This is a genomic window from Eisenbergiella porci, from assembly GCF_009696275.1.
GTDB classification, from domain to species: Bacteria; Bacillota; Clostridia; order Lachnospirales; family Lachnospiraceae; genus Eisenbergiella; species Eisenbergiella porci.
The window spans coordinates 67,114-93,060 of record NZ_VUMI01000021.1 but is presented as its reverse complement, the minus strand read 5'-3'; the positions used below and the strand labels follow the sequence as shown (position 1 = coordinate 93,060).

Genomic DNA, 25,947 nt, shown 5'->3' with positions numbered 1-25,947 from the left:
ACCTCCATAAATTTGATGATTCCATTATCAGGGATAAGGTGGATTTTTATCCACATCTTTTATTGAACAATGCCTTGATTTATGCTATATGGGGCAAAAGATGAGGATAAAAATATCCTGCGTATAATTACCTGTTATCGGAACAAGCCGGAGGGAATATCCTTTTCTTATTTTTTTATTAAATCCCAAACAGGCCGCCTTTTTACCGAAAAAAAGGAACCGTTCCCAGGCTGAATTCGGCCCGGAACGGTTCCCTGTTCTGTTATACTGCAACGTATTATGAAAGTGCTGATTCGGCTGTACGGCCGGAAAAATTATTCAGCTGCGCTGCTGCTTTCCGTTTCTTCAGCAGAAGCGTTCCCCACAGCAGTTTCAGTTGCTGCTTCCGTACCTGTTTCCACAGCTTCCGTGGTGCTCTCTTCGATGGTCAGATAAGCCAGTTTGCCTGCCACATCCGTCACTTCGTATTTTTCGGTCAGGGCTTTTACATATTCCCCTGCCTTCTGGTTGGAAAGCGTGCTGGAAATAGACTGGCTTGTGGCATCCGCATCGTTTGTTCTCTTAATGAACTGCGCCACATAATATCTGTGGTTTGTTTCATCGGGAAGGATGGTCAGATCGCCTTCCTTGCGGCTTTCATCAAACAGCCATGCTGAAATGGCCGCCGGTGATCCGGCATAGGAACCGCCTTCCGTCAGGCTGCCTTCCTTATCCGCGCCGCCGTAATTCTCCTTCTGTTCCTCTGATGCATTTTCCACACAGAGGGTCTCAAAATCTTCTCCGGCCTTTACCTTTTCTTCCATGGCCTGTGCGCTCTTCTGCAGCTCGTCCATGGCTTTTGTAATATCTTCTTCCGTGGCATCCTCGGCCAGCTGCGTTGTGAATACAAAGCTTCTGTAATCCACTTTATCATAGCTGTTCTTGTTGGCCTCGTAGTATTCCTGAATTTCTTCATCACCAGGCTTGTTGATTTCCGTCAGGTGCTCATAGTAGGCATTTGCAAGCATATTTTCCTTCACGTAGGGCAGGATCCTGTCCTTGGTCGCATAGTCGCCGTACATATTGCTGTAAAGCTCGGACGCGCTCACGGATTCCGTTTCCGCCTGTGCAGCAAATTCAGTTTCAAAGGCTGCCATATCCTGCGTATCATCATAGGTAAAGCCCTGTGCTGCGGCATCGTCAACAATGGCCTTCACCTGTGTCAGCTGGCTTACCGCCATCTGATCAAAATAATCCTTCCAGGTCATATTGTCGGTATACTGCTGCTGGGCAAAATCCTTTGAGGTATCCAGTCCCATATAGGGCAGATAGGAGCCATACATGGAAAGATAGCTGTTTACCGCATTGTTATAGTAGTAATCATATTCTACCTTAGTGATTTCATGATCGCCAATTTTCACATAGGTGTTGTAGACCGCTGCATATTTCGTATATGCGGACATTCCTATGGATATTACAACCGCCGCAGCGATTGCCGCGATTATAATAATGCTTCCTATTTTAAAACGCTTCAGCGATTTGAGTTCTTTTTCCTCCTCAATCCTTCTCTTTTCCATTTTTCGGTCATATTTTGTCATGACCTTTTCGCTTTTTTCTTCCGTCTTCTTATTATTAGACATGGTAAGCTTCCCTCCTTTTATCTCTGTCAGGTATTATACCTGATAAATGTGAAACAAGCGTGAACTTTTTGCATAAATCCAGCTGTTTTTCTCTGAAAATCTGCACAACGGCACACCTTTTTCGCATTACTGCTGCCGTTAAAGTCCTGTAATTCCCGGCAGACAGCACTATTCACAGTATAATACACTCTCCTTCCGGCTTCAACAAAAATTGTTAATTTTGAGGGGAATTTTGTTATAGGTGGATGAGTTTGTCCGGATGTTTGGAAGCGCAGCGGCCAGAGGGGGACCGGGGAGGCAGATGTTCCTGGCAGGGCACGTTCTCACTCGGTTAAAAACGCAGCAGTACTAGCGTTGTAAAACACACAACGCAAGGACTGGCGTTTTTATACGACCCTGCCAGAAACATCTGCCTCCCCGGTCCCCCTCTGGCCGCTGCGCTTCCAAACATCCGGACAAACCGGCAGGCTATGACAAAAGCTTAAAATTATTTTATGGGGTGTGAAGTTATTTAAGCATTGATGAGGAGGGGTATCAGGGTTTCATGTTATCCTGCTGGAGGCAGTTTTTAAGGGTTTGCAGGGTATCGGAAAAGCAGATGCCGTGGCGCAGGAGTTTTTCCTGGTCCATGCGCAGGTTTCTGGGGCTGGCGGCAAAGGCTTCTTTATTTGGGACCAGGAGCGTTTCGTCGGTGCCCTGGAAGCTGAGAAACTCGCGGACGATGTGGTAAGTGCTCAGGTCGTTGGGGCTTCCGAAATTGTAGATTCCGGGAGGGAGGGTGAGTGCGGTTTCCAGATGGCGTATCATTTCCCCCACGTAGGTAATGCTGCGATAGTCGTGGATGGGGTAGGTGATGCGGCGTTTTTCACTGACAGCCTGTCTTACGCTGGTAATAAGGGTGTCGTGTTCCCGGGGGCTAAGCTTTTTATTATCAAACATCCAGCTCATACGAAGCGCCACGGTATCGGGCTGGGCAGTAAGGCATCTTTGTTCGGCCTCCTGCTTTTGTTTGCCGTAAATACGGCAGGGGGTGAGGAGTTCATCTTCGCGGTGCGGTTCCTGTACGTCATTTCCGAAGTATACCTGATCCGAGCTGAAAAAAATCATCCTCGCTCCAGTTTCCCGGGAGGCCAAGGCTATGTTTTCCGCGCCGGTTACGTTTACCAGATACGAGTGTCCGGGATCTTTGTCGCATGCGCCTACGTCAGAAACAGCGCCGCAGTGTATGACAATTTGCGGCCGGACTTGACCGATAACTCGCAGGCATTCTTCTTTGTTGGTAAAATTAAGCTGTGCACGCCCTGTCCCTGTGATTTCATGCCTGTCTTTCCAGGCGGCAATAATTCTTGCGGCGGCAAAGCCGCCCGCTCCTGTTATAAGTATTTTCATGTTTTCCTCCTGCATATCTCAGATTCGCCTGTGATATGGCAACAATCAATAGTTTGAAGAGAACTTTATAAAATTGAATACTTCTGCGTAAATTGGCACAATCAAATCAGAAAATTCATCCTCAGACCCTTTCTCAGGCCGAATTGCCTGATAGTGTCCAGTTCCTCCGGCTTCATGCAGCCGGAATCATAAAGCATCCTGTATTCTCTGGAAACACTGCTGTTAAAAATCAGCATATCATCCGTATTGATTGTTACCGGCACTCCATAGTCATAGAACAGCCTTATGGGATATGTTTTATAATCTCCGGATCTTCCCAACATTATATTGCTCGTTGGGCACAGGTTTAAGCATATGTGATTATCCTTCAGAAAGTACATGGTCTGTGGGGAAGCTGCAGCCGCAATACCATGCTGTACCTCGTCCATCTCCAGTACCTCCACTGCTTCTCTCACATCCTCTGCCGTCCCGAATTCCCCCGCATGCGCTCTCAGGCAAAGGCCGTTTGCTTTCGCCGTTCGGTACAGTGAACAAAATTTTTAACCGGTTGTGCAAGTTCCCTGTTACATAAATCCAGAGAGCATATCCAATGATAAGGAAGCAACTCTTCAAGCTGGCGAAGCGCTTCCTCTGCGGGGCATTCCCATCCTATGGCAAGTTCCGGACAGAATATAGTATCCGGGCAGTATTTTTTCCGGAAAGTTTCTGTCAGCCGGATAAAATTCTGAATTTTTCCAAGCTGCATCAGTTCACCATAGCCAAATTCCATGCATAATACTTTAATATGCTCCTCCGCAGCCCGGGCAAATGCATCTTCCAGACGAAGTAAATATCCTTCCATACCACGGCAAGATGATTTAATTTCCTCTTCAAACCATAGCTGCATGTCCTCCAGAGAGATAAAAGGTGTACACCGGCTTTTTATTCTTTTACCAGTGCGTTCCATTATATACTCCTGGCTTCCTCCCCGTCCGGCATGTACATGTAAGTCACTTTTAGGATATTCCTCCAAAGGCTTACGTTTTTCCAATGCTTCCGCAAAGCTGATTGCCATACCTTCTACTCCTTAACTCCCCGTACTGCAGGCTGCAAAATCAGGAAAACAGAAGTCCCTCTTCTGCCCCCTGATATGCCGTATCTTTTTTCAGTGTATCTTCCTGTTTTCTTCTGTCTTTCAGTTTATCCCTTCAGCTTGGAAAATGCCAGAACAATAAATAAGACGCCGCTCAGCCAGGACAGATTCCAGCTGAGGCGGGAAGCGATTTTACGGCCGAGCAGCTGCCCCAGCCCCATGGCGGCCACGCCGATTAAAAATGCCGCCAGCATGGTTGGGAGAATATGAATCTTCAGGAAGGCGGCAAAGGTTCCGGCTACCAGGCTGTCAATTGACATGGCAAATGCCAGAAATACCGTTTCTTTCATGGAAAGCGTCTGGGAATGATCGCTGTCCGCCGCTGTGGGGTTCCCATAAATACTGATAATGAACTGCAGCTGGGAAAAAGAAAAATGGATATCCTTGCGCACTTCATAATGATGGTTGATGTAATTTTTAATCAAAGAATCCGCCAGCCTGATTGCACCCAGGATGAAAAGGCTGGTGAAGCATATAGCCTTGGTCAGGTTTTCCGGCACCACCGCCGTCAGTGCCGTCCCAAAACATAATGCAGCGCCCAGGCAGGCGCTGCATATACCGTTCATGACACCCGTTTCCTTCCAGTTAATGCTTATCCCGTCAGCTCCATAAGCAATACTGGCTACAAACTCATCCATACAGAGAGCCAGACATAATACTAAAATCTGAAGCATAGTGATTTCTCTTTTTATTTTAGTATATTCTTTCTGCTTATTTTTGACATACTTTTGCAGGAAAGGGCATATAAAGGAACTGAACTTTATATCATATTGATAATAAAAGAAACCGCTATTACAGCCAATGTACTTGTTCAAAATAGAAAATATTCCTTTTAATCTGAACAGATAATTCATTATTCTTTTTTATGTTTGAAATATAAACGTATTTAATTATTTCTATTATCACATGGACAAATACCGCTATTGTTCCAAACAGCAACAAATTATATGACATTGCAAATAATAAAAGCATAATCATCACTATCCAGTAAATAACACAATGTCTGATTAACTCTTGTTTTTTTACAGATTTTCTATCCTCCATACCGACAGGCTGTAAATAGAAATCACTTATTATATGTGCAAGTAGCAATAATACAAAGCATTCTTTAAATATCATTCCAATTTATTTCTCCCAATATCTTCTCCAAAACATCAACAGCTTCCTTATATGCATAATACTTTCCGCTTGCCAGTATTTTTTGTATGGTTGGCTGCCGTACCTTCAGCCTTTCTGCAACTGCTGTCTGCGTATCACCATGTTCCAGCATATCAAGTATTACTTCCCGCTGTCTGTCGCTCCATGATTCTTTAATCGTACACAGCAATGTAAAAACTGTATTTATTATAAGTACGGCTTCCTGATTTTCTATGTCTGATACCAAATGGATATTTGCTGTATCCGTCTGTTTCTTTTTCTCATTCTTTCTTAAATTTTCTATTGCTTCTCTGGCTCTATAATATCCGGGGCCATCGGCGCCAATAGAAATCTCCCGTTCAATACCTGTGGTAATTTCTCCTATACCAATTCCAAATCTGATATCAATGGGCCACATACAATTTTCTATCTCAAAAATAATTTTAATTATATTTTTCCCATTGCATAACAGTCCTTGAAATTCATCTCCCAGGGTTATTGTAAACTTCGATGCTATATCTCTGTCATATTTTTCATTAACTTTCATCAGAACTCTCTTCAGCTTATTCTGGACTGCTTTTCTGTCAGAAAGCTTTTTAGAGCTTTTGATATCTCCTATTATGGCTATATACCTCCCGGTCATTTCATTTCTTCCGTGTAAAGACACTCACCGAAGACGGGCACATCCGGTTTCGTTCCATCTCACGAACCAAATCCACATGGAAACCGCAGCTCTCCAGCTCCCGGATATAGCCCTCCCGGCTTCTGGGCCTGCAGGGTACGATGGGAATGGAAACCTCCATTCCCTCATTTTTCCCCCGGGCGCTTCTCATTTTGGGCGTCTGGTAGTCCTCGCCGGTAAGGCGCAGCCATTCCTCAAAGGTTTCCACACGGCCTTCCCAGGCATCTGTACGGAAGCTTTCCCGAAAGAAAAGCATGGGAGCGCCCTTTTTCAGGCAGCCGCAGGCATGGCGAAGGTATTTCTCCCGATCCCGGTCGGTTACAAGCATATGAAGCCCCATGACATCCAGTGCCGCATCATAACGGTCATTTGGCATATGTCTGACCATATCCAGGGGAAAAACCCTGGCGTCCGTATACGGGCGCAGCGCATCCCTGGCCCGTTCCACTGCAGCGGGTGCAATGTCCACACCGGTGTATTTAACGCCGAGGCGGGAGAGAATGACGCCGCAGGCGCCTTCCCCGCAGGCAAATTCTATTACCATTTTCCCATGCAGGCCGTAATGCTTTACCCATTCCGCCAGATATACATTCAGCACAGAATCCCCTGTTTCATGCCCCCAATGGTCAATCCCGGCTTCATAAACAGTCTTGTATCTTTCTTCATATGCCAGATAATATTTTTCCTGTTCCATTTCGTTCTCCTGATACACGCAGAGAATTGTCCTCAGGCATCCGTCCATACGCCCATCATCGATTCGTAACGTCCGGATCCATAATTTTCAAACACGCTTTAAGGCAGGATATGTCCGCCCGCCAGATAAATACGATACCATTCCTCTCTGGTAAGCACAATTTCAGATGCTTCACAGATTTCCTTCAGGCGCAAGGTCTTCATGGTTCCAGCAATCAGCTGCATATTGGCAGGATGTCTCAGAATCCAGGCAGAGGCAATACCTGTGCTTCCTGTGCCATATTTTTCTCCCAGCTCCTCCAGAATCCGGTTCAGTTCAGCGTATTTGGGATTTCCTAAAAATACGCCTTCAAAAAATCCATACTGGAACGGCGACCAGGTCTGAATGGTGATATCCTCCAGACGGCAGAAATCCAGCACGCTTCCGTCCCGGTCCGCCGCGCCCTCCGTCAGCATGTTTACTTCCATGCCGTTTGCCACCATTTGGGAATTGGGAATGCTGAACTGCAGCTGATCTGCGGCAATATCCTGTTTCACATACTTTTTCAGAAGCCGGATCTGGGAAGGCTTATGGTTGGATACCCCGAAATGCCGCACCTTTCCCGAAGACTCCAGCAGATCAAAAGCCTCCGCCACCTCCTCCGGCTCCACAAGGGCGTCCGGCCTGTGCAGGAGCAGAACGTCCAGATATTCCGTCTGCAGACGCTTCAGGATCCCATCCACCGATTCCAGGATATGTTCTTTGGAGCAGTCATACATCACGCCGGGCACAATGCTGCATTTGGACTGGAGAATAATCCTGTCCCGCAGCGCCGGGTTCCCATGCAGGTATTTCCCGAACATCTCCTCGCATTTTCCCGCCCCGTAGATATCGGCATGGTCAAAAAATACGGCCCCCATGTCCACGGCCTCTGCAATATAGTTGTCCGCTTCCTTCTGCTCCAAATCCCCCATGCGCATACAGCCAACTGCCACCGCCGGAACCTTCAGGCCGCTTTTTCCCAAATTTATTGTCTTCATTATTGCCCTCCCATCTGAAGCCGCGCTATTCCGGCCTCTTTTTTCTTTTTATTCTACTTTACTTTTATGCAAAGTAAAAGCTATTATCTTGTCTTTTTCCTGTCTTATCATGGTGGAAAATTCCCTGACGGAACAAACCCTCAATACCCCTGCCCGTTTACAGCCGCCTTTCGAACTCCATTCGGACGGATGCAGAGCGTCGTCTGGCCACCATTTTTTATTTTGGGCCTGAAAAAACAGGCGCCCATTTCCTCTTTTCAGAAAAAACGAACCGCCTGTCTGTATTTATATATATTTTTTTCGGCTTTCCAAACCGTCACTATTGAGCGGATAATAATGATGGATAAAAGGCAGAGTTGGGCCTAGTGTGTAGACATATTGATATTAATTATTAATTTGCGCATCAAGTTGGGGCGTAATCTCTACATCCGAATACAACCTGTAAAACTGATTCATATATTGTAGATTTCCTGGTGAAAATGACTTGATCTCCGGCAGTTCTTTTACTAAGTCTTTGCTTATCTTTTGATAAACATGGCTGCCCCATTTTCGATTGCTTTTGTAATAATAGTGCTTCCCTCTCTTGAAAAATCTGCATTCCCATCAATTCCCACTTTTGCTGTCAACATAGAAAAAATACTTGCAGATTTACTTGCTTCCGCTTCCGCTCCAGCTGCAATTTCAGTTGTTTTTGTCACTATGTGCTCTTTTTTATCACTGCTTTTACCACCAGCTAATACATATATAAAATCTGTAGCTGATCCTTCATCAAAATACACTACTTTTATCATCTTTTTGGGTTTTACTTTCTTGACTGCCATAAACTAAACATCCACTTCATATTCTATTATTTATTTTGTCATTACTCTTTAATGTTCGAACTAAAAAACATATGCTTTTCACAAAATATCTTAGAATGAAAGCAACTGCTTTTCTAACATTATCCCAATTTCCAAAATAGTGTCTAACGTGTCCTTAAATTTTATACCCTCACTATATGTATTTTCTTCCTTGTACTTTTTCCATACTCTTCTAAGAAAGTCACTTTCACGCATCTCTTCTATAATTTCCCGATATTCTTTCAACTCCTCCCAAGAACCACGTTTTTTAGAAGTCGCCAATACAGCTTCCTTTAAAATATCCCAACGAATTTCATTCTTGCCTATGTCACTTATAACCATGTACGTCCGCATTCATACAACGGATATCGTACACCATTTGAAGCACGGAATGCTGCATAGATAGCTCCGTAAGGGGCAGTTCCCTTCATTGGATTGCCTGACTGCGCCAAACCTGGATCATATCCATAAGTCAAGGGCCTGCCGCCAGGGGCGGTGCGGAGCACCCTTTACTTATGGAAGGGACCTGAATGCCCTGATTGTTAGTCAGAGTGGCATCCATCAGGCTGTTCATGCTGTCATACAGCCCCTCCGGATATTCCAGCTTCACTTCATATTCCGTTCACTCACAAAACTTAATGAACGCTTTCGATGTAAACTGCGAACCCTGGTCACTATGTAGGAGTAATTCCCCATGAATGGCAGGCTGGGAATCCAGTGCTTTTTCCAACGTCCTGATTGCAAGATCGCTTGTAATACCGCGATCCGTGATGCTGGCAACAATGCTCCGATCATGTAAATCAATGATGCTGCAATTGTAACGAACCTCACCGTTCTGAAGAAACAGGTAGGTAAAATCTGTGCACCACTTCTGATTCACCTTAGGTGCGTGGAAATCCTGATTCAGCTGATTGCTGAAAATGTGATGCGGTTTCCCATGCTCATATCCGGGCTTGTGGGGACGGACGATAGAGCGGAGTCCGAGTTCCGTATTCATATATTTATGTACGGTAAAAGAGCAGCCATAACGAATCAACCCAAAGCAGCGAACTGCAGAGCAGGGCAGGGGATCTCAGAAAAGTATATAGGGGAGACAATCAAAATATTATCGCACACCTGTATGTACTCATAAACCTCCTGCATCCCATCCTGTATGCTGCATCCATCGTTTTCCCAGCAAAACCTGCAGTCTATACATGGCCCTATCCCATCCTCATATGCATTGACTATTTTATACTCCCCCTCAAGCCCCTCTAAAAATATATGGATCAGACTGACCGTATCTCCGTTTTTCCTCGGCGATCCATTCAATATCAATGTTTTCATTCTCCCCTCCGGATACATAGATATCCCTGCCCCCAGCCATTCCAAGCGCCTCCTGAAAGGAGCGGGCCGTAAAACAGTTGTCCCCGTCAAAATTCCCTGTACAGGAAATCACAATCGTTGTCCTCTTCATTCCTCACCCCATCCAGATACCCTTCCATCCTCTCCCTCTGCGTCCAAATATACTTCTCTGATTCCACAAACTCCAAAAATTCCCGGGCAGTTATCCACAAAAAAGAAATAGTTTCCCCCTCCTGCAGTACCACCGCCTTCTTGTCCCATCCGGTAATACATAAATATCCATAATAGAGCGTATCTTTGCTCCTGCAAAAATATATCTGTTCCAGCTCTCCGGCCTCAATTCCCGTTTCCTCCTTCAATTCCCGCACTGCCGCTTCATACGGCCCTTCTCCCTTCAGCGCGCTCCCTCCGGCGCCCGCCGCGAATAATCCGGGAAACATTGCCTTATCCTCAGACCTCTGCATAAGAAGAAAACTGCCGTCCTCATGTCTGACCACCACTTCACTGACCAAATGATAGCACCCTTCCGGGATTTCCTGCCCTCTTATCAGCTCTCCGCTAGTTTTATTCCCCTGCCCGTCATAGGCATCCCACAATTCCATATTACTCCTGTCCACGCATTGCAGCGTAAATGTATGCCATATCACTATGCTTCCATTTCGTCATATGCTTCTATTCTAATCTCATCCCCTTCCAAAGTCACTTTCTTTTTCTGTTGTTTTTCCCAATCCTGGCATATAATCAACTCAGGGAGATTTCCCCGTAAAGAAATCATAACAACAGTTCAGACAGTTTTGAGCTGCTACGGCATCCGGCCATTAAAAAACGCTGCACAATGGACCGGATACCTGCCGTCACTGTATATTCTTATAGTCTGTGCAGAAAATGCGCAGACCTGCTGAACCGAAAGGAGACATCCCATGTCAAAAATATTCGGCATCCATTCCCGGCTCACAGAGCTTCCCGCTTCCCCGGAAGCCCCTGCGTCCGCACAAAACAATACGCCTGCCATAGAAATTCTTACGCCCGCGGAAGCCGCTTCAAACGCTTATCTGCAAGAGCACGGCTTTATGAATCTGAAATACCCCCAGGAAATTCATTTCTGCAAAGCGGAGGTGCATATGGACTTTTTATATGGCACCTTCGTCATTCCTCCCAAAGGGAAAAACACCTATGAGGCTTCCTTCCGCTATGCGGTTTTTAAAGATCGCATCATATTCATTGATGACGGAGACTATGTCCTTCGTATCGTAGAAAAAATCCGCGATTCCATCACCCGGCCCAATCCCGGCATCGGCTTTTTCTTCGCAGATTTCCTGGATGCCTTGATTTCAGAGGATCTGCTCTGCCTGACCGATATTGAGAACCAGATTGTCCATCTGGAGGATGAAGTCCTGTCCGGCACTCTTGATAATTTCAATCACAAAATCATGAGCTGCCGCAGAAAAATCCTCATCTATTCCCACTATTATCTGCAGCTATCCGACATCAGCAACGTACTGCAGCAGAATGATCACGGCTTCTTTAACCGCAGCGAACTGAATGCCTTCCGCCTTTTCAGCGAACGTGTGGGAAGGCTGCATGAGGAAGCGCTCATGCTCCGGGAGTATTCCACGCAAATCCGGGAGGTTTACCAGTCCCAGATCGACATCAGGCAAAATAAAATCATGAAAATCCTCACCGTCGTCACCACCATCTTTCTCCCCCTGACGCTCATTGCAGGCTGGTATGGCATGAATTTCAAATACATGCCTGAGCTGAATTGGAAATACGGCTATCTCACCGTATTCCTGCTCAGCCTTGCCATCGTCATCCTCTGCATCCGCCTCTGCCGGAAAAAACATTTTCTGTAAATTTTTAATATGACATACCGCCGTCATATTTCATGATATATAATGACCTTAAAAACAGCAGTCCAGAGCGCCTGACTTACTCTGAAAAATTATTTTTGCACCGGCCTGCCGGAGGAAGGAATCAAACAATGGAAATTATCACAATCACCGCGGACAACATTGACAGCGAGCACATCTGCTGCGCCGTTTCTGATAAAAAGGACAGTACAGGAGCCAATGCCAAAAAGTCCTGGATGAAGGACCGTTTTCAGGACGGCCTTGTATTCCGCCGCCTGGATGCGAGGGGAAAGGTTTTCATCGAATATATACCCGCGGAAAAAGCCTGTATCCCATCTTGGCGGATGGCTACATGCATATCGACTGTTTCTGGGTATCCGGCCAGTTTAAGGGACAGGGTTATGCCAATCAGCTGCTTTCCCAATGTATTGAGGATGCCAGGTCACAGGGGAAGCATGGCCTCACCGTCCTTTCCTCTTCCAAAAAGAAGCCCTATTTATCTGATCCGGATTATCTGAAATACAAGGGCTTCCTTACTGCAGACACGGCCAATCCCTTTTTTGAACTCCTCTATCTTCCTTTTACGGACAATGCCCCCCTGCCCCGGTTTAAGGGCTGCGCCAGAAAAGGAACCATCGAAGAAACCGGCATGGTGCTTTACTATACCGCCCAGTGCCCCTATACCTCCCAATATGTCCCTCTTATAGCCAAAGCCGCCCGCGCACGCGGACATGAACTCACGCTCCACCCCATAACGACAACGGAGCAGGCACAAAATGCGCCCGCTCCCTATACTACCTACAGCTTTTTTAACAACGGCCGGCTGGTTACCCATGAAATATTCTCTGAGAAAAAATTTGAAAAATTCCTGGACTCCCTGCCCGTGTAAGCACCCGCCAATCTCCGGCAGATACCATTTACTCCGACTATTTGTAAGCCTCCCGATTTTGTTTTATCCGCTGGTAAAAAATTCCTGCCGCTCCATCTGCCGAAGCCTTATCAACACGGCAGGCATCGCTTCTGACTTTACTACAGCGTCCCCAGCATCTGCTCTGCATTCTCACCGGCCTTCACCTTGGTAAAAGCCTGACGAATAATTCCCTCTTCATCAATCAGGTAGGTGGAGCGCACTACACCCATAACCTTTTTCCCGTACATATTTTTTTCCTGCCATACATCGTATGCCTGGATGACCTCCAGCTCCGGATCCGCCAGAAGCGTAAAAGGAAGATGATATTTCTCCGCAAATTTCTTATGAGACGCCACGCTGTCCTTGCTGACTCCCAGCACCACAGCCCCTTTCTCCTGAATCTGAGGATATCTGTCCCCGAAAGAGCAGGCCTGTGTGGTACAGCCCGGCGTATTGTCCTTGGGATAGAAATAAAGAATCACCTTTTTCCCACGGAAATCCTTAAGCGAAACCTCTTCTCCATCTTGATTTTTTAATGTAAATTCCGGTGCTTTTATTCCTGTTTCCAGCATAATTTGACCTCCTGTCAATTTCTGTAAATTAGTATTAACTGCCGGCTTTCTTTAATATAGAAAAGACACCGGTCTTTAAAATTAAGAATCTTACTGTCTCACGCAATATTTACAAAAAGCAGAACCGCCTCCCGGCAGATAACATACTCACAACGCAATATCGTATTATAAAAAGGTATCCTTCTGTCAGCCACCTGTCCCTTCTGTCTGCGCAATGCAGGGCGATACATGCTGCTGTCCACTTAACGACAGGCGGCCATTCACATATTTTCTCCCCGCCTGCCCAAAAGTATCCGGCAGCTTCTCAACTTCCCAAACTAACAGCTCCGTCTCATTCCTTCTGCACTCCGCAAGTACCTTACCGTCCCTGTCAAAAAACGCCGTCGGTGCAGTCTGAAATGGACCTGCGTCATTCACAGCCAATACAGGCATCACATTTTCCACAGCCCTTGTTCTCAGGTGTGCTTTTATGAGCTCATACCTGTCCGGATTATCCGTCTCTGAAATATCACAGAAACAGACTACTCCCAAATCAGCCCCCTGCCTGTATAATTCCCGGAAATACTCCGGAAACCTTACTTCAAAACAAATACGGATGCCAATTGTTAAGCCATCGATATCATAGATTCCATCGCTGCCGCCGCGCCGAACCGCACATCAGCCCCCGCCGCCTGCCGGATTCCCTCAGATATCTTTGCAAAATTATATTCCATGTCACCGCTTCCGGCAAACTGGAATGCCCCTATCTTCATTTTCCCCTGCCTTTCCGTCATAACCGAAGTCCTTTAATATCCTTCACCCTGGAAAGAATAATATTACAGCTCATATCCCGCACGCCGGGAAGACGGTGCATCGTCTGTTCCAGGAAGCTTTCCAGCTCTTCCTGGGAAGCCGCCACCGCATGAACATGCAGCCTGCTCCTCCCTGACACAAGATAAATCTGGGTCACCATCTCATTTTTTTCCAGAATATCAGTGACTGTCTTCAGACTGGAAGGCTCTGTCTCTATTTCAAAATAACAGGATACCGCGCCGCTCAGCTTCTGCGGATTAATTATCGTTGTATACTCTTCTATAATTCCTCTTTTCTCCAGAGCATCGATTCTGGACTTTACAGCCACACGGGACAGACCCACCAGTTCTCCCAAATCCGAATAGGAAATCCTGGCATTCCGTATCAGCGCCTCCACAATCTGCCTGTCCGTTTCATCCAATCCGCTCAAAAACATGCCGCCCTTTCCCCCTTCCTGCTGCCCATTACCTTTTGTCCCGTTGCATAATGTTTTCTTTTATACCATTATAAAAATATTTTCTTCTATATCATTATAATAATGCTGCCTTTTATATCATTATAATAATTGACATGCCGCATGTAAAGTGTTATCTTTTACTTACAAAATGTAAGTTTAAACTTTCAATATGTAATTGCAAAAGGAGAATTCCCTTGGAGAAAAAACTTATTCACGGCCCCATCACCAAATCCATTCTGCTTTTTTCAGCTCCTATTATCCTGGGCAACCTGCTCCAGCAGCTTTATAATGTTGTGGACACTCTGATTGTCGGCCGTTTTCTTGGCGCGGATGCGCTTGCTGCCGTAGGCTCCTCTTTTACCCTGATGGTATTTCTGACCTCCGTTATCCTCGGGCTGTGCATGGGAAGCGGGATCAGCTTCTCCATACTGTATGGCGCCGGCAATACGCAGCGCCTTCATGCATGTTTTCTTCTTTCCTTCATTATGATCGGGCTGATTACTATTTTAATCAATCTTCCTGCCCTGCTCCTGCTGGATCCTATCATGACGCTCCTGCACATTCCTGTAAGCATACGCCCGGAAACCAGAAGCTACCTGCAGGTCATTTTATACGGACTTTTTTTTACTTTCCTGTACAATTATTTCTCATCGCTGCTTCGTGCTTTGGGGAATTCCCTTGTGCCGCTTCTTTTCCTTGCGCTTTCCGCACTCATGAATATCGCGCTTGATTTACTTTTTGTGATTTCTTTTGGCATGGGAATTGCAGGGGCCGCATGGGCAACCATCATATCGCAGGCATTTTCCGCCCTTCTATTGGCCGTTTATACCATACGCAGGCTCTCCCTGCACCGTATCCGGCCGAAAACCCTGCATTTTGATCGCCTGCTCTTAAAAGAGCTTCTTCAGTATTCCCTCCTGACCAGCGTCCAGCAGTCTGTAATGAATTTTGGCATCCTTATAGTCCAGGGACTGGTCAACAGCTTCGGCGTCACGGTCATGGCCGCCTTTGCCGCCGCAGTTAAAATCGATTCCTTTGCCTACATGCCTGTCCAGGACTTCGGCAACGGTTTTTCCACCTTTATCGCCCAAAACCTGGGCGCCGGCAAAACTGACAGGATCCAAAAAGGTATCCGCTCCGCCTTCCTGTGCTCCTTCCTGTTCTGCATGTTTATCTCTGCCGTTGTCCTTCTGTTTGCAGAACGGCTCATGCTTATCTTTATACGCCCCGAAGAACTGGAAATCATAGCAATCGGCGCAGGCTACCTGCGCATCGAAGGCGCCTGCTATTTTGCCATTGGATTTCTCTTCCTGTTCTACGGCCTTTACAGAGGGCTTGGCCGGCCGGGAATTTCCGTTGTCCTCACCGTTATTTCCCTGGGAACCCGTGTCCTTCTTTCCTACATGCTCGCGCCAATTCCTGCCTTCGGCACTGCCGCTATCTGGTGGTCCATTCCTATCGGCTGGTTCCTGGCGGATGCCGCGGGGGTGTTGTTTTTCTTCTTTAATATGAAAAAGATTATAAAAATTCAATAATCATCTTCTAGGAAAAAGGCTGCTATCTGGACCTGAAACCATATTCTCTTTTCAGTCTTTCAAATATCTCAAAAGCCACCGGACAAACCTCAACAGCCTCAAGCACACTGTATAAACTCCAAAGACGATCCGGCTGATCTGTATACGGATACTTCTTACAATTATCCGGCCTGCAGTCACCCAGCTTACAGGAACCATCCTCTTCCAGGAAATCGCAGGGCATATGTTTTGTCGCATATACACCATCTGTTTTTTCCTTCTCCAGAAAAAAATCAACGAACTGCTCCTTTGTCAGTTTAAGTAAGGCCGCATCCTGTTCCAAGTCTTCTTCCGGTATCGATCCGCTGTACAGCTTACAGCAATTCCGGCACTTGCTACAGTCATATCCGGAAAATAATTCCTTGTGGAGCCGGGCAAAATCTTGATCCAGTTTTTCCTCGTCCGCATGATTCTTCAAAAAAGAACGGAACTTTATGTTTTCATTTTCTTTTTTCTTTGCTTCCTGCTCTATCTGCGCTGGCTTAATCATAACAGCCTCCTATGTATAGGTATAATATAGTTTCACTAAAATTAAGAGATTCCCTCATGCAAAAGAGATGACATGGTATCCGTCTTAAAGTACCCTTCCACAATTCCATCATACGGCACATTGGCCAAACCATCTTCCACAAGAATATGGTTTTCCAAATCATATACCACTACGTTCTCCAGGCTGTTAAGAATAAATGGCGAATGAGTAGTAACTATAAACTGTATCTTGGGAAATACAGTAGTCAGTAAATCCAATATTTTCTTCTGCAAATCCAGATGAAGATGAGTCTCTATTTCATCTATAAGGACAATGCCCGGCAAAACTCCAGTCTCAGTAACGGTTCTTCAAATATCCGCTGCAGCAGGCTTTCAAATTTGCCGAACCTTCTTTCTATTTTTTTCGCCTTATCCTTTTTCGCTCCGGTAGCCGCAAGAGCCTCTGTCATTTTTAAATCCAGAAGATATTTGACAAAATCTTCCCTCGGTGTGTCTGTAATTATATACTTGTCCTGCAGCTCCACTTTTTCTACATGACTTGGTATTTGTGCCCGGAAAACTCTATCCGCTTTATAATATGCTATAATAAAATCGCCCTGCTGAAACATTGAAAAAATATCTCTTCATTATCCTTCTGAAGTTCAGCCCCATAAGCATTTTCCATCTTTTCAATAAAATCTTTATAGTCTGACAAAGACAATGAAGTAGACACCTCATTCAGATAACCAGCCAATGCATCAAGAACGCATTTTCCCTCCGCCCAACATTATCAACTGCTGCTATATATTTTAGCTAAACTATTTTTGTTTTAATCATATCACAAAAAAACCTCCCGGGGAATCCCTGATAGGTTTTTGAAATATACTGTTTTGTAATGGCTACTGTTCAATACTTATAGTAGTTACGGGGCTTGGTGGACCGGAAAACTACTTACTGTCACATCCTTTGAAATTGCGATGCGGCTAAAGGCTGTCCTTAGTTGTCCGAAATCACATATAATCTGCTCTCGAAGCTGCTTTTCCTCCAGAAGAATTTCCGGTGTCTTCGGTTTCCGCAAGACCACATTCTCAATACAATTCTCTCAGTCCAGGGAATACTGTGCCTTGTAGCGATACAATCTTCGCTCATAGGCCGCTTCCGCTCTCATCAGCCAGAAATACCGCCTGCACCTCATCATTGGATACTCCACGGAATTCCAAAAGTGCGTGTAATAAGGCTGGAATACAAAAACCAATGAAACCACAGTCCGAAAATGCAGCCCAGAACAATACCCCCCACACATACGGAGGTATTTTTTGGATGCCGTACCGAAAGGCAGTGAGAAAGACCTGTCAAACCCGGCTGTGCAGGGCGTGGCGTACTGCGATAAATTGTTTGTTTATGAGCGGAGACTGCTTGTCAGGAAGGCAGTCCAGAGAGTAGTGCGCATTATGTACCTCCATTTCGGTTCACGGGTCCAGTTGACGGGTGAATCGAATGGAGGCGGGGATCGGCAGCTGTACAAATCGGGAGATTTCCCGAAAAAACGGCAACAAAAAACGCCAGCTCCTGATCACACGAGCATCGTCGCAAAAACAAAAAGAAACGGCGGCTCAATCAAAGCCACCGCTTCACAGGCGCGTAAAAATCTCTCTGCTGTACGACGGCTTTTTTCTTTTGCCGTCGTGCGGCAGTTTGCGTTCCAATATGAATTTTGGTATAGTGCCGACGTGATGTAATCAAGCCTTTTTCGGTTTGTCTGTTTTTGCCTTTTTGGGCTTCATTCCCCAAAACACAACGTTCATTACAATTACGATTAGTACAACCGCAGCCATGGATACCCAAAAGCCGATATTAAGACCCAGCCATTCGGTTGTTCCGAAAAAAGTAATCCAAATTTCTTTCCAGTTCATCATCACACCTCCTTAGAGCAGCTCGCCATAGTGACGGACATAGGCTTTTTTCAAACTGGTTGCCAGCACCATATACAGCAGGATGCAGGGGATCAGATACGCAAAATACATTGCGGGCAGAGCAACAAAACCAAGTGCCGTTCCGAAAACTGTAAAAGGAATCACAGTCAGGATCGCAATACCGGTCATGGTAAGCAGCGTCACTGGGGCAGATGCGCGGCTCTGGATAAAGGGCAGCTTCGGAGTACGGATCATGTGAATGACCAGTGTCTGGCTCCACATGGATTCCACGAACCATCCAGCCTGGAACATCCCGATATACTGCGCCTGCATGGCCGCAAGCCCCGCTCCGCTGTAATGAGCGGCCAGATCGTTGAACAGAACACCACCGGACACGAACATGGGGCAGAACACGAAATACATGAAAATGTAGGTTGTAAAGTCGAAGATGGAGCTGGTAGGTCCAATCCAAATCATAAAACTGCCTACACTGGAAGCATCCCATTTCCGGGGCTTTGCGATAAATTCCTCGTCCACGTTATCCCAGGGAATCGCGGTACAGGACAGGTCGTAGATCAGGTTCAGAAAAATCAGATGCACGCTCATCATCGGCAGGAAGGGCAGCAGCGCGGAGGCCGCCAGTACCGAGAACATATTGCCGAAGTTGGAGGATGCGGTCATCTTGATATACTTGATCATGTTGGCATAGGTCTTGCGGCCTTCAATAATGCCCTGCTCCAACACCATCAAGTCTTTTTCCAGCAGAATAATATCAGCCGATTCTTTTGCCACGTCTACGGCGGTATCCACCGAAATGCCGATGTCAGCGGCTTTCATAGCGGCGGCATCATTGATTCCATCGCCCATGAAACCAACGGTATGGCCGTTTTCCCGGAGAATCGAAACCACACGTGCTTTCTGGTTGGGAGTCAGCTTGGCGAATACATCGGTGGATTCTGCTGCTTGTGCCAGCTCCGCGTCGCTCATATTATCCAGATCAGAGCCAAGGAGCATATTGCGAACCTTCAGCCCCACCTGCTTGCAGATGGTGCGGGTCACCTTGTCATTGTCGCCGGTCAGGATTTTAGTAGTCACGCCATGGTCTTTCAGTGCCTTGATGGCATCTGCGGTGGATTCCTTCGGAGGATCGAGGAACGCAAGATACCCAATCAGCACCATATCACACTCGTCCTTCACGCCGAAAGCGCCCACCGGGGACGGATTGCTTTTCTGCGCAATCGCCAGCACACGGAAGCCCTTGTCGTTGAGATCATCCACTGTTTTGAGAATCCGGCTGCGAACCTCATCGGTCAGCGGCTCCACGCCGTCATCACACTCTGCGAAGGTGCAGACGGAGAGCATTTCTTCCACAGCACCCTTTGTCACCATCTGGGTCTTGCCCTGCTTATCTTGAACTACCGTGGTCAGGCGGCGGCGGGTGAAGTCAAAGGGAATCTCGTCCACCTTCACATAATTTTCAGACAGATCAAGCAGACGAGAATCCGCCGCTTCTTCTTCCTCTGTCTTATGGATGATCGCCAGATCCATCAGATTCTTGTAGCCGGTCTGGAAATAGCTGTTGAGGTAAGCGTGGCGCAATACCCGCGTATCGTCTTCACCGTTTACATTGAGGTGATATTCCAGCACAACTTTATCCTGTGTCAGCGTTCCGGTCTTGTCGGTGCAAAGAATGTCTATGGCACCGAAGTTCTGGATGGAATTCAGGTTCTTGACGATGGTCTGCTTTTTGCTCATGGAGACCGCGCCTTTGGCAAGGCAGGTCGTCACGATCATGGGAAGCATCTCCGGGGTCAAGCCGACGGCAATGGAGATGCCGAACAGGAATGCTTCCAACCAGTCGCCTTTTGTAATGCCATTGATGAAGAACACCAGCGGGACCATGACCAGCATGAAGCGGATCAGCACCCAGGAGACGGCATTGACCCCCTTGGTGAAGTTGGTCTCTACCGCTTCTCCGGCCACTGCGGATGCCATAGAACCAAACAGCGTATTATCTCCGACACAAACAACGACCGCTGTTGCACTGCCGGAGACAACATTGCTGCCCATAAAGGCGATGTTTGTATAATCGGTTACGCTGTCTTTGGCCGCGCTGACATTAGGCGTTTTTTCAATGGGCTCGCTTTCTCCAGTCAAACTTGCCTGACTGACAAATAAATCTTTTGCATCCAGAATTCGAACATCAGCCGGAATCATATCACCCGCTGACAGATGCACAATATCGCCGACCACCAGATCATCCATGGGAATTTCAGCTTTTTCCTGCTCCCTGCGGGTGACCGTACAGGTGGTCGTGATCATGGCCAGCAGTTTTTCTGCCGCGTTTCCGCTTCTGGATTCCTGTACAAAGCGAAGTGTGCCGGAAATCATAACCATAGTCAGAATAATTGCCACAGTCAGAGGGTCAAAATCCTCCGGCGCACTGCCTAAAAGAGAAAAATAGGGAAACACCATATCCGTCATGGTGGACACCAGCGCCAGACAGAACAGGATGGCGGTAAAGGGATTGATGAATGCCCCAGCCAGCCGCTTTGCCAGAGACTTCTTTTTTTCATGTGTTACTTTGTTGCTGCCGTATTTGGTACGGCTTACGAATACGGCTTCTGCATCAAGGCCACGAAGTGTGGTATGCAGGTTTTTCAAAACTTCCTTAATGGGATTGGTAGCCGCAAACTGAATGCGGCGATTCTGCTCGTCGCGAATGACTGCCTTTTCAGCTGCCTGACGAACGGCCATACGATTTTCTTTCTTGTTCATTGGTCTTACCTCCTTGATTTTGTAGAGGCAAGCAGGGTCACATGAGGGACACGGAACTCCCCGTCCCCACGTGCTGCGCTATGCCTTCGCGGACTACTGTCAGAGTCCATGCCATTCACCTCACTGTTTTATGGAATATCTATCTGAAACCGCATTGCGGATTATTTTTTGCGATATCGATTGCTTTTTTCGATATACCAGACGTCAAAGCCGGCAATCATCAGCCATGCGATCATAGCGCCTACAAACCAGTGGTCTGCAAATCCAGACCACAATCCCTTCATCAGAAAAATGATGGCATTAAGCGCAATGACTTCTCCGATATTGCGGCAAAGCGGGACAATTTTAATTTTCTCTTTTTCTTCCTGCGGCATATTTTTCCACGCAGATAAGTGAATATGTCCTTTCCCGCAGGCAAACACAAAGCCCGCTATGGTGAAAAGAACTCCAAAAAAGATGCAGGTGTAATCCATGGCTGCTCACTCCTTTCGGTGATTGATTTCATTTCTTAGTTTCTTTAATTTCAGAAGTCTGATGAGCAACATCACTGCTGTAACTGCCAGAACAAGCCAAATGACAGCAGACACTTGGTACCAAATCTGGAACATCAAAATCCTGTATTCGGAAAATATCCAGCTTAAACAGCTGCATATTATTGTGAACACGGCGTAAGGCGCAGAGAAAACTGTGAGTCTATGATCTTCGATTTTCTTCTTCACTCACAGCACCTCCCAACCGGCGCTTATCACTTCTGGGATTGCCAATGCCTGTCCAACGATTCCCTCTAAAACATTGCTTTTTGGTTTTCCTGAAGAACAGTATTCAGCAACGATTTCAACCTTATCGCCAACAACACCGCCGCTTTCCAGATTATTCAGATACAGTGTTTTGCAGGAATTGCTATTAATCAGCAACAGACGGATTTCCTGCTCTGCATCCGCCTGACAAAGGACCGAAATACGATATTGCTTTTCAGACTCATCCCCGACAGTGATTGGATTCAGCTTTCTCGCAAGGGGACGCAGGATCAAATTGGAGCCAATCAGAACCCCGGCGGCGGTAATTGCCATTGCATACATTCCCGTGCTCGCAAGAATACCAATGGCAGTTGTGCACCAAAGCGTAGCTGCCGTATTCATTCCCCGCACCGAACCGCTGTCCTTGAAGATCACGCCGCTGCATAAAAAGCCCACGCCGGATATAATACTGCTTCCGACACGAAACACCTGATCTGAGCCATAGAGCATGGGAAACAACGTGAAGAAGCTGGTTCCCATGCAGATCAGAACGTTGATACGGATGCCTGCCGGATGTCCGGTGAGCTGCCGCTCCAATCCAATCAGAAAGCCAAGCGCCAGGGAGAGGGAAATTCTAAAAACAAAATCGGCGTAAATCACGCGAATCGCCTCCCTTCGACCACTTACAGAATACAAAAATCGCAAGGAGAATCACATGGCTAAAACCTTGCGATTTCCTTGCGATTTTGCAAGAATTTAGGCAGGCTGAGTTTGGCCCGCCTGTGTTATAGTTGGTCATTAAACTTGTATCCGATGCCCCAGATGGTCAGAATGTACTTGGGCGCGTCCGGGTCAGGCTCAATTTTCTTCCGTAGTTTTCGGATAAATGCCATAATGTTGCTGTCGTCCAAAAGGTAATTCTCAGACCACACCGCCCGGTAGATCTGTTCCTTGGTAAATACCTCCCCGCGGTTCTGAGCAAGGAAATACAGTATGTCAAACTCCTTTGGCGTCAGGCTGACTTCAGCGCCCCCCATGACGACCCTCCTGCTTTTGGGGCTGATTTCCAGTTCTCCAATCCGCATCCCGTCCGGCGGGTCGAGCGAGGGAGCTTCCGCCTCGCCGGATGCGCTCAGCAGCAGGGAGGTCACCTCTCCGCTGAGCATATCCCGGATGCCGGAAAGCAGGTCTTCCGCGCAGTCACTTTTCGGCGGCTCTTTCATCAGCTTTTCCAGCAGCCACTCTTCAAGGACGGAATCCATAGGGATAAAACCGATATTCTTTTTCACGATGAATTCCTCCTTTCAAATCAACTCATAATACTTCTTCTGATAGAAGGTTTTGACTACCGTAGTCAGCAGCATATACAACAGCGCGACAATCAGCAGAAACACGAAATACCAAAGCGGCAATTTCGTCAGGCCGAACAACGACGCACCCTTGGTAAAGGTAATCGCGGTAAAGGCGACGATTCCCGCAAGGGTAATACAAATAACCGGCGCAGACGGCCTGCTCTGCACAAAGGGTATCCTGCGGGTCCGCAGAAAATGCAGAATCAGCACCTGCGTCCACATGGATTCCAAAAACCATCCAGTCTGGAAAAGAGACACATACTGAAGCCGCAGGGCGGGATCGGTAAGGTTCAGATAGGTCGCTCCTCCGCACAGCATAGGACACAGGAAGTAGTACAGAAACAGGAAGGTCACTATGTCGAACAGGGAACTGATCGGTCCAAAGGACAGCATAAACCGCCCCAGCATTCTGCCCGACCAGTCCCTCGGAGACACGGTCTCTTCTTCATCCACATTGTCCCAGGGCAGAATGATGCACAAAACATCGTACAGCAGGTTCAGCAGCAATATCTGTACGGAAGTCATAGGCAAAAAGGGCAAGAAGGCGCTGGCGCAGACAATGGAGAGGATGTTGCCGAAGTTGGAGCTGGCGGTAATTTTAATGTATTTGAGCATATTGGTAAAGGTTTTTCGCCCTTCTAAAATGCCCTGTTCCAGCACGCCAAGATCCTTTTGAAGCAGTACCACGTCCGCCGCGTCTTTTGCTGCATCCACCGCCGTATCCACCGAGATGCCCACATTGGCCTCGCAAAGCGCCGGGATATCATTGATTCCATCGCCCAAGAAGCCCACCGTATGCCCGTTTTGACCCAGGGCGGAAACCAGACGGACCTTTTGACCCGGCGTAAGCTCCGCAAAAACATGAATTTCTTCAACCGCAGCGCTAAGTTCGCTGTCTGTCATTTCATCCAGATTGGCGCCGGTCAGCACGGTTTCGGAAGAAATCCCCACCCGGCGGCATACAGAGACCGCCACCTCCGCCTGATCCCCCGTCAGAATTTTGGGAGTCACCTTCAGCCTTTTGAGCGCCGCCACGGACACCTTTGCGGTTTTCTTGGGTGCGTCAAAGAATGCCAGATACCCCATCAAGATCATATCTGTTTCGTCGGCAGGGATAATCTGGTTTTGCTGTCCTACATTTTTTCGTGCAACGGCGATGACCTTCATACCGTCCTGGAGCATCTCATCTACCACAGAGGATACGCTCTGCATCCCGCCTTTCTCTATCGGCAGAATTTCACCCCGATACTCCACATGGCTGCAACGGTCAACGATGTGGGAGATATCCCCTTTCATAATGAGTTGACTTTCTCCGTTTTTGTCTGTCACAAGAGTGCTGACAAACTTGCGGGCATAGTCAAAGGGAATCTCATCTATTTTTTGATACTGAGTGAGCAAATCGGTGTAATGCGTCTCGCGTCCCGGCATAGTCTGACAGGCAAGAATCGCGTTATCAATTGGATTGCGTACGCCGGAATGGTAGAAGCTGTTTAAGAAAGCCAAATCCAACACCTCGCTGCTTTCGTTGCCGAGCACGTCCATGTAATATTCCAGCAGGATGCTTTCATTGGTCAGCGTTCCAGTTTTGTCCATGCAAAGCACATCCATGCTGCCAAAACCCTGCATGGCATTGATGTCTTTGATGATGGTCTGCTTGCGGCTCATGGTAAGACTGCCCCTTGCAAGGCAAGCGGTAATAACCATAGGCAGCATCTCCGGCATCAGTCCTACAGCCACCGACAGCGCAAAAGCAAAGGATTCCAGCCATTTCCCACCTGTGATACCGAGAAGCGCGAATACAATGGGAATCAGCACCGCAATAAAGCGGAGCATGACCCAGGCGATGGAATTGGCACCCTTTTGAAAGGATTTTTTATCATCAGAATCAGGTTTTGCAAAGCTGCCGTAGAGCGTGTCCTTTCCGACCGCCAGCACAATACCCTCGCCTTTACCGCTGATGACTGTTGTTGCCATGAAAGCAAGGTTTTCAAGCTGGGTCAGCGTTTCCAAGCTGCTGTAACTGAGGGCGCGGCAGTTCTTTTCCAAAATGGCGCTTTCGCCCGTTATGGCTGCCTGTGAGATGAACAGGTCGGTGACCTCTGTCAGCCGGATATCCGCCGGAACACGATCCCCCGCAGAGAGCAGGACAATATCGCCCACCACCAGCTTTTCCGCAGAGATCTCGATGAGTTCTCCTTCTCGCCTTACAGTGATACTTTCATGAATCAGCCGATTAAGCTGCTGCGCCGCTTTCTTTGCTCGGAGTTCCTGAATCAGACGGATTGCACCACTAATTAGGATCATGGAAAAGATAATGATGGCAGTAGTGGCATTTCTGGCGAAGTTGGAGACGAGAAAAACGTCTGTCACCAACGAAATAATACCCAGGATAAAGAGAATTATATTGAACGGATTGATAAAAGCCCGCCGCACCCGGCGTATTGTCGTATCATTTTTTCGCTCCGCAAAGCTGTTTGCACCATATTTTTCCCTCATCGCCTCGACCTGTTCATGAGACAGGCCATCCGGTGACGCTCCAATTTCTTGATATATTTGTGATGCCTCACGGTAAGCGTATTTTTTGATACGACTGTCAAACAATGTTGTTTTTGACACGGGACAGTCCCTCCTTTAGCAATACAATAGACTCTCGGAATCTCTAAGCCTTATTTTATGCGGCTTCTGAGAT

32 protein-coding genes and 3 pseudogenes are annotated in these 25,947 nt (G+C 47.1%); 4 read left to right on the top strand and 31 right to left on the bottom strand.

Features of this window, described 5'->3' with window-relative positions:
* Positions 1-314: 314 nt before the first annotated feature.
* The 16 genes and pseudogenes from FYJ45_RS14135 to FYJ45_RS14060 all read right to left on the bottom strand — a co-directional run bounded on the left by FYJ45_RS14135 (position 315) and on the right by FYJ45_RS14060 (position 10,457).
* Positions 315-1,619, bottom strand: coding sequence for a SurA N-terminal domain-containing protein (locus FYJ45_RS14135; protein WP_154465191.1), 1,305 nt, complete (start codon positions 1,617-1,619; stop codon positions 315-317).
* Between the two features lie 534 nt (positions 1,620-2,153).
* A complete protein-coding gene (locus FYJ45_RS14130; RefSeq protein ID WP_195841815.1) occupies positions 2,154-3,008 on the bottom strand; it encodes an SDR family oxidoreductase in 855 nt (284 codons plus the stop codon).
* A gap of 101 nt (positions 3,009-3,109) precedes the next feature.
* Positions 3,110-3,502 (bottom strand): amidohydrolase family protein, encoded by a 393-nt coding sequence (locus tag FYJ45_RS14125; protein ID WP_235930810.1) that lies wholly within the window; start codon positions 3,500-3,502, stop codon positions 3,110-3,112.
* On the bottom strand, positions 3,499-4,062 hold the full coding sequence (locus tag FYJ45_RS14120; RefSeq protein ID WP_154465185.1) for a hypothetical protein: 564 nt from the start codon (positions 4,060-4,062) through the stop codon (positions 3,499-3,501). The genes FYJ45_RS14125 and FYJ45_RS14120 overlap by 4 nt, the downstream gene beginning before the upstream one ends.
* A gap of 125 nt (positions 4,063-4,187) precedes the next feature.
* Complete coding sequence (locus FYJ45_RS14115; protein WP_025490274.1) at positions 4,188-4,814, bottom strand: manganese efflux pump; 627 nt, start codon at positions 4,812-4,814, stop codon at positions 4,188-4,190.
* Between the two features lie 118 nt (positions 4,815-4,932).
* Entirely contained in the window at positions 4,933-5,259 is a 327-nt protein-coding gene (locus tag FYJ45_RS14110) for a DUF3307 domain-containing protein (RefSeq protein ID WP_154465183.1), read from the bottom strand.
* Positions 5,249-5,920 carry a SatD family protein gene (locus tag FYJ45_RS14105; protein WP_154465181.1) on the bottom strand — a complete coding sequence of 224 codons (672 nt, stop codon included), beginning with the start codon at positions 5,918-5,920 and terminating at the stop codon, positions 5,249-5,251. The genes FYJ45_RS14110 and FYJ45_RS14105 overlap by 11 nt, the downstream gene beginning before the upstream one ends.
* 1 nt (position 5,921) lies before the next feature.
* On the bottom strand, positions 5,922-6,653 hold the full coding sequence (locus FYJ45_RS14100) for a class I SAM-dependent methyltransferase (protein ID WP_195841814.1): 732 nt from the start codon (positions 6,651-6,653) through the stop codon (positions 5,922-5,924).
* A gap of 98 nt (positions 6,654-6,751) precedes the next feature.
* Positions 6,752-7,672 carry an aldo/keto reductase gene (locus FYJ45_RS14095; protein ID WP_154465177.1) on the bottom strand — a complete coding sequence of 307 codons (921 nt, stop codon included), beginning with the start codon at positions 7,670-7,672 and terminating at the stop codon, positions 6,752-6,754.
* A 384-nt stretch (positions 7,673-8,056) separates the two neighbouring features.
* Positions 8,057-8,194 (bottom strand): DUF1016 N-terminal domain-containing protein, encoded by a 138-nt coding sequence (locus FYJ45_RS32690; RefSeq protein WP_276925356.1) that lies wholly within the window; start codon positions 8,192-8,194, stop codon positions 8,057-8,059.
* Positions 8,191-8,493 carry a DUF6414 family protein gene (locus FYJ45_RS14085; RefSeq protein ID WP_154465175.1) on the bottom strand — a complete coding sequence of 101 codons (303 nt, stop codon included), beginning with the start codon at positions 8,491-8,493 and terminating at the stop codon, positions 8,191-8,193. The genes FYJ45_RS32690 and FYJ45_RS14085 overlap by 4 nt, the downstream gene beginning before the upstream one ends.
* Positions 8,494-8,583: 90 nt before the next feature.
* Positions 8,584-8,853 carry a hypothetical protein gene (locus FYJ45_RS14080; RefSeq protein WP_154465173.1) on the bottom strand — a complete coding sequence of 90 codons (270 nt, stop codon included), beginning with the start codon at positions 8,851-8,853 and terminating at the stop codon, positions 8,584-8,586.
* Positions 8,854-8,983: 130 nt separating this feature from the next.
* Positions 8,984-9,121 carry a hypothetical protein gene (locus FYJ45_RS14075; RefSeq protein ID WP_154465171.1) on the bottom strand — a complete coding sequence of 46 codons (138 nt, stop codon included), beginning with the start codon at positions 9,119-9,121 and terminating at the stop codon, positions 8,984-8,986.
* A 15-nt stretch (positions 9,122-9,136) separates the two neighbouring features.
* Positions 9,137-9,547: pseudogene (locus FYJ45_RS14070) on the bottom strand (DDE-type integrase/transposase/recombinase); the annotation flags it as partial.
* Complete coding sequence (locus tag FYJ45_RS14065) at positions 9,544-9,837, bottom strand: flavodoxin family protein (protein ID WP_154465167.1); 294 nt, start codon at positions 9,835-9,837, stop codon at positions 9,544-9,546. The gene FYJ45_RS14065 and the pseudogene FYJ45_RS14070, both read right to left, overlap by 4 nt.
* 86 nt (positions 9,838-9,923) lie before the next feature.
* Positions 9,924-10,457, bottom strand: a complete 534-nt coding sequence (locus FYJ45_RS14060; RefSeq protein ID WP_154465165.1) for an NUDIX hydrolase — start codon at positions 10,455-10,457, stop codon at positions 9,924-9,926.
* Positions 10,458-10,775: 318 nt separating this feature from the next.
* On the opposite strand from FYJ45_RS14060, the gene FYJ45_RS14055 reads away from it, so the two are divergent.
* Together FYJ45_RS14055 and FYJ45_RS14050 are read left to right on the top strand one after the other, a co-directional pair.
* Entirely contained in the window at positions 10,776-11,708 is a 933-nt protein-coding gene (locus FYJ45_RS14055; protein ID WP_154465163.1) for a magnesium transporter CorA family protein, read from the top strand.
* A gap of 128 nt (positions 11,709-11,836) precedes the next feature.
* Positions 11,837-12,594, top strand: a pseudogene (locus tag FYJ45_RS14050) (GNAT family N-acetyltransferase).
* A 140-nt stretch (positions 12,595-12,734) separates the two neighbouring features.
* Here FYJ45_RS14050 and bcp read toward each other — a convergent pair.
* From bcp to FYJ45_RS14030, 4 genes are all read right to left on the bottom strand, one after another.
* The gene (bcp, locus tag FYJ45_RS14045) at positions 12,735-13,187 is read right to left on the bottom strand and encodes a thioredoxin-dependent thiol peroxidase (RefSeq protein WP_025487392.1); all 453 of its coding nucleotides are present in this window, start codon (positions 13,185-13,187) and stop codon (positions 12,735-12,737) included.
* Positions 13,188-13,373: 186 nt separating this feature from the next.
* Positions 13,374-13,778 carry a nitrilase-related carbon-nitrogen hydrolase gene (locus tag FYJ45_RS14040; protein ID WP_276917280.1) on the bottom strand — a complete coding sequence of 135 codons (405 nt, stop codon included), beginning with the start codon at positions 13,776-13,778 and terminating at the stop codon, positions 13,374-13,376.
* Positions 13,779-13,792: 14 nt separating this feature from the next.
* Positions 13,793-13,939, bottom strand: a complete 147-nt coding sequence (locus FYJ45_RS14035) for a hypothetical protein (protein WP_154465159.1) — start codon at positions 13,937-13,939, stop codon at positions 13,793-13,795.
* Positions 13,940-13,956: 17 nt separating this feature from the next.
* Positions 13,957-14,415: an Lrp/AsnC family transcriptional regulator gene (locus FYJ45_RS14030; RefSeq protein ID WP_025487394.1), complete on the bottom strand. Its 459-nt coding sequence runs from the start codon at positions 14,413-14,415 to the stop codon at positions 13,957-13,959.
* Positions 14,416-14,630: 215 nt separating this feature from the next.
* On the opposite strand from FYJ45_RS14030, the gene FYJ45_RS14025 reads away from it, so the two are divergent.
* A complete protein-coding gene (locus FYJ45_RS14025) occupies positions 14,631-15,971 on the top strand; it encodes an MATE family efflux transporter (protein ID WP_235930807.1) in 1,341 nt (446 codons plus the stop codon).
* Positions 15,972-15,993: 22 nt separating this feature from the next.
* Here FYJ45_RS14025 and FYJ45_RS14020 read toward each other — a convergent pair whose 3' ends face one another.
* The 4 genes and pseudogenes from FYJ45_RS14020 to FYJ45_RS32685 form a co-directional block, all read right to left on the bottom strand.
* Positions 15,994-16,500 carry a YkgJ family cysteine cluster protein gene (locus FYJ45_RS14020; protein ID WP_154465155.1) on the bottom strand — a complete coding sequence of 169 codons (507 nt, stop codon included), beginning with the start codon at positions 16,498-16,500 and terminating at the stop codon, positions 15,994-15,996.
* A 41-nt stretch (positions 16,501-16,541) separates the two neighbouring features.
* Positions 16,542-16,772, bottom strand: coding sequence for a hypothetical protein (locus FYJ45_RS14015; RefSeq protein WP_235930809.1), 231 nt, complete (start codon positions 16,770-16,772; stop codon positions 16,542-16,544).
* A gap of 29 nt (positions 16,773-16,801) precedes the next feature.
* A complete protein-coding gene (locus FYJ45_RS14010) occupies positions 16,802-17,107 on the bottom strand; it encodes a hypothetical protein (RefSeq protein WP_154465153.1) in 306 nt (101 codons plus the stop codon).
* A 389-nt stretch (positions 17,108-17,496) separates the two neighbouring features.
* Positions 17,497-17,688: pseudogene (locus FYJ45_RS32685) on the bottom strand (hypothetical protein); the annotation flags it as partial.
* Positions 17,689-17,794: 106 nt separating this feature from the next.
* On the opposite strand from FYJ45_RS32685, the gene FYJ45_RS31455 reads away from it, so the two are divergent.
* Entirely contained in the window at positions 17,795-18,217 is a 423-nt protein-coding gene (locus FYJ45_RS31455; protein ID WP_154465151.1) for a hypothetical protein, read from the top strand.
* On the opposite strand, the gene FYJ45_RS13995 is transcribed toward FYJ45_RS31455, so the two are convergent.
* From FYJ45_RS13995 to mgtA (FYJ45_RS13965), 7 genes are all read right to left on the bottom strand, one after another.
* Positions 18,218-18,394 (bottom strand): hypothetical protein, encoded by a 177-nt coding sequence (locus tag FYJ45_RS13995; protein WP_003501829.1) that lies wholly within the window; start codon positions 18,392-18,394, stop codon positions 18,218-18,220.
* 9 nt (positions 18,395-18,403) lie between these two features.
* Positions 18,404-21,169 carry a magnesium-translocating P-type ATPase gene (gene mgtA, locus FYJ45_RS13990; RefSeq protein ID WP_154465149.1) on the bottom strand — a complete coding sequence of 922 codons (2,766 nt, stop codon included), beginning with the start codon at positions 21,167-21,169 and terminating at the stop codon, positions 18,404-18,406.
* 161 nt (positions 21,170-21,330) lie between these two features.
* Positions 21,331-21,642 (bottom strand): DUF3784 domain-containing protein, encoded by a 312-nt coding sequence (locus FYJ45_RS13985; protein WP_154465147.1) that lies wholly within the window; start codon positions 21,640-21,642, stop codon positions 21,331-21,333.
* A gap of 6 nt (positions 21,643-21,648) precedes the next feature.
* Positions 21,649-21,888 (bottom strand): conjugal transfer protein, encoded by a 240-nt coding sequence (locus FYJ45_RS13980; RefSeq protein ID WP_235930806.1) that lies wholly within the window; start codon positions 21,886-21,888, stop codon positions 21,649-21,651.
* Positions 21,889-22,566 carry an MgtC/SapB family protein gene (locus FYJ45_RS13975; protein ID WP_321170239.1) on the bottom strand — a complete coding sequence of 226 codons (678 nt, stop codon included), beginning with the start codon at positions 22,564-22,566 and terminating at the stop codon, positions 21,889-21,891.
* A 125-nt stretch (positions 22,567-22,691) separates the two neighbouring features.
* Entirely contained in the window at positions 22,692-23,195 is a 504-nt protein-coding gene (locus tag FYJ45_RS13970; protein WP_321170238.1) for a winged helix-turn-helix domain-containing protein, read from the bottom strand.
* 15 nt (positions 23,196-23,210) lie between these two features.
* The gene (gene mgtA / locus FYJ45_RS13965) at positions 23,211-25,874 is read right to left on the bottom strand and encodes a magnesium-translocating P-type ATPase (protein ID WP_321170237.1); all 2,664 of its coding nucleotides are present in this window, start codon (positions 25,872-25,874) and stop codon (positions 23,211-23,213) included.
* Positions 25,875-25,947 lie beyond the last annotated feature (73 nt).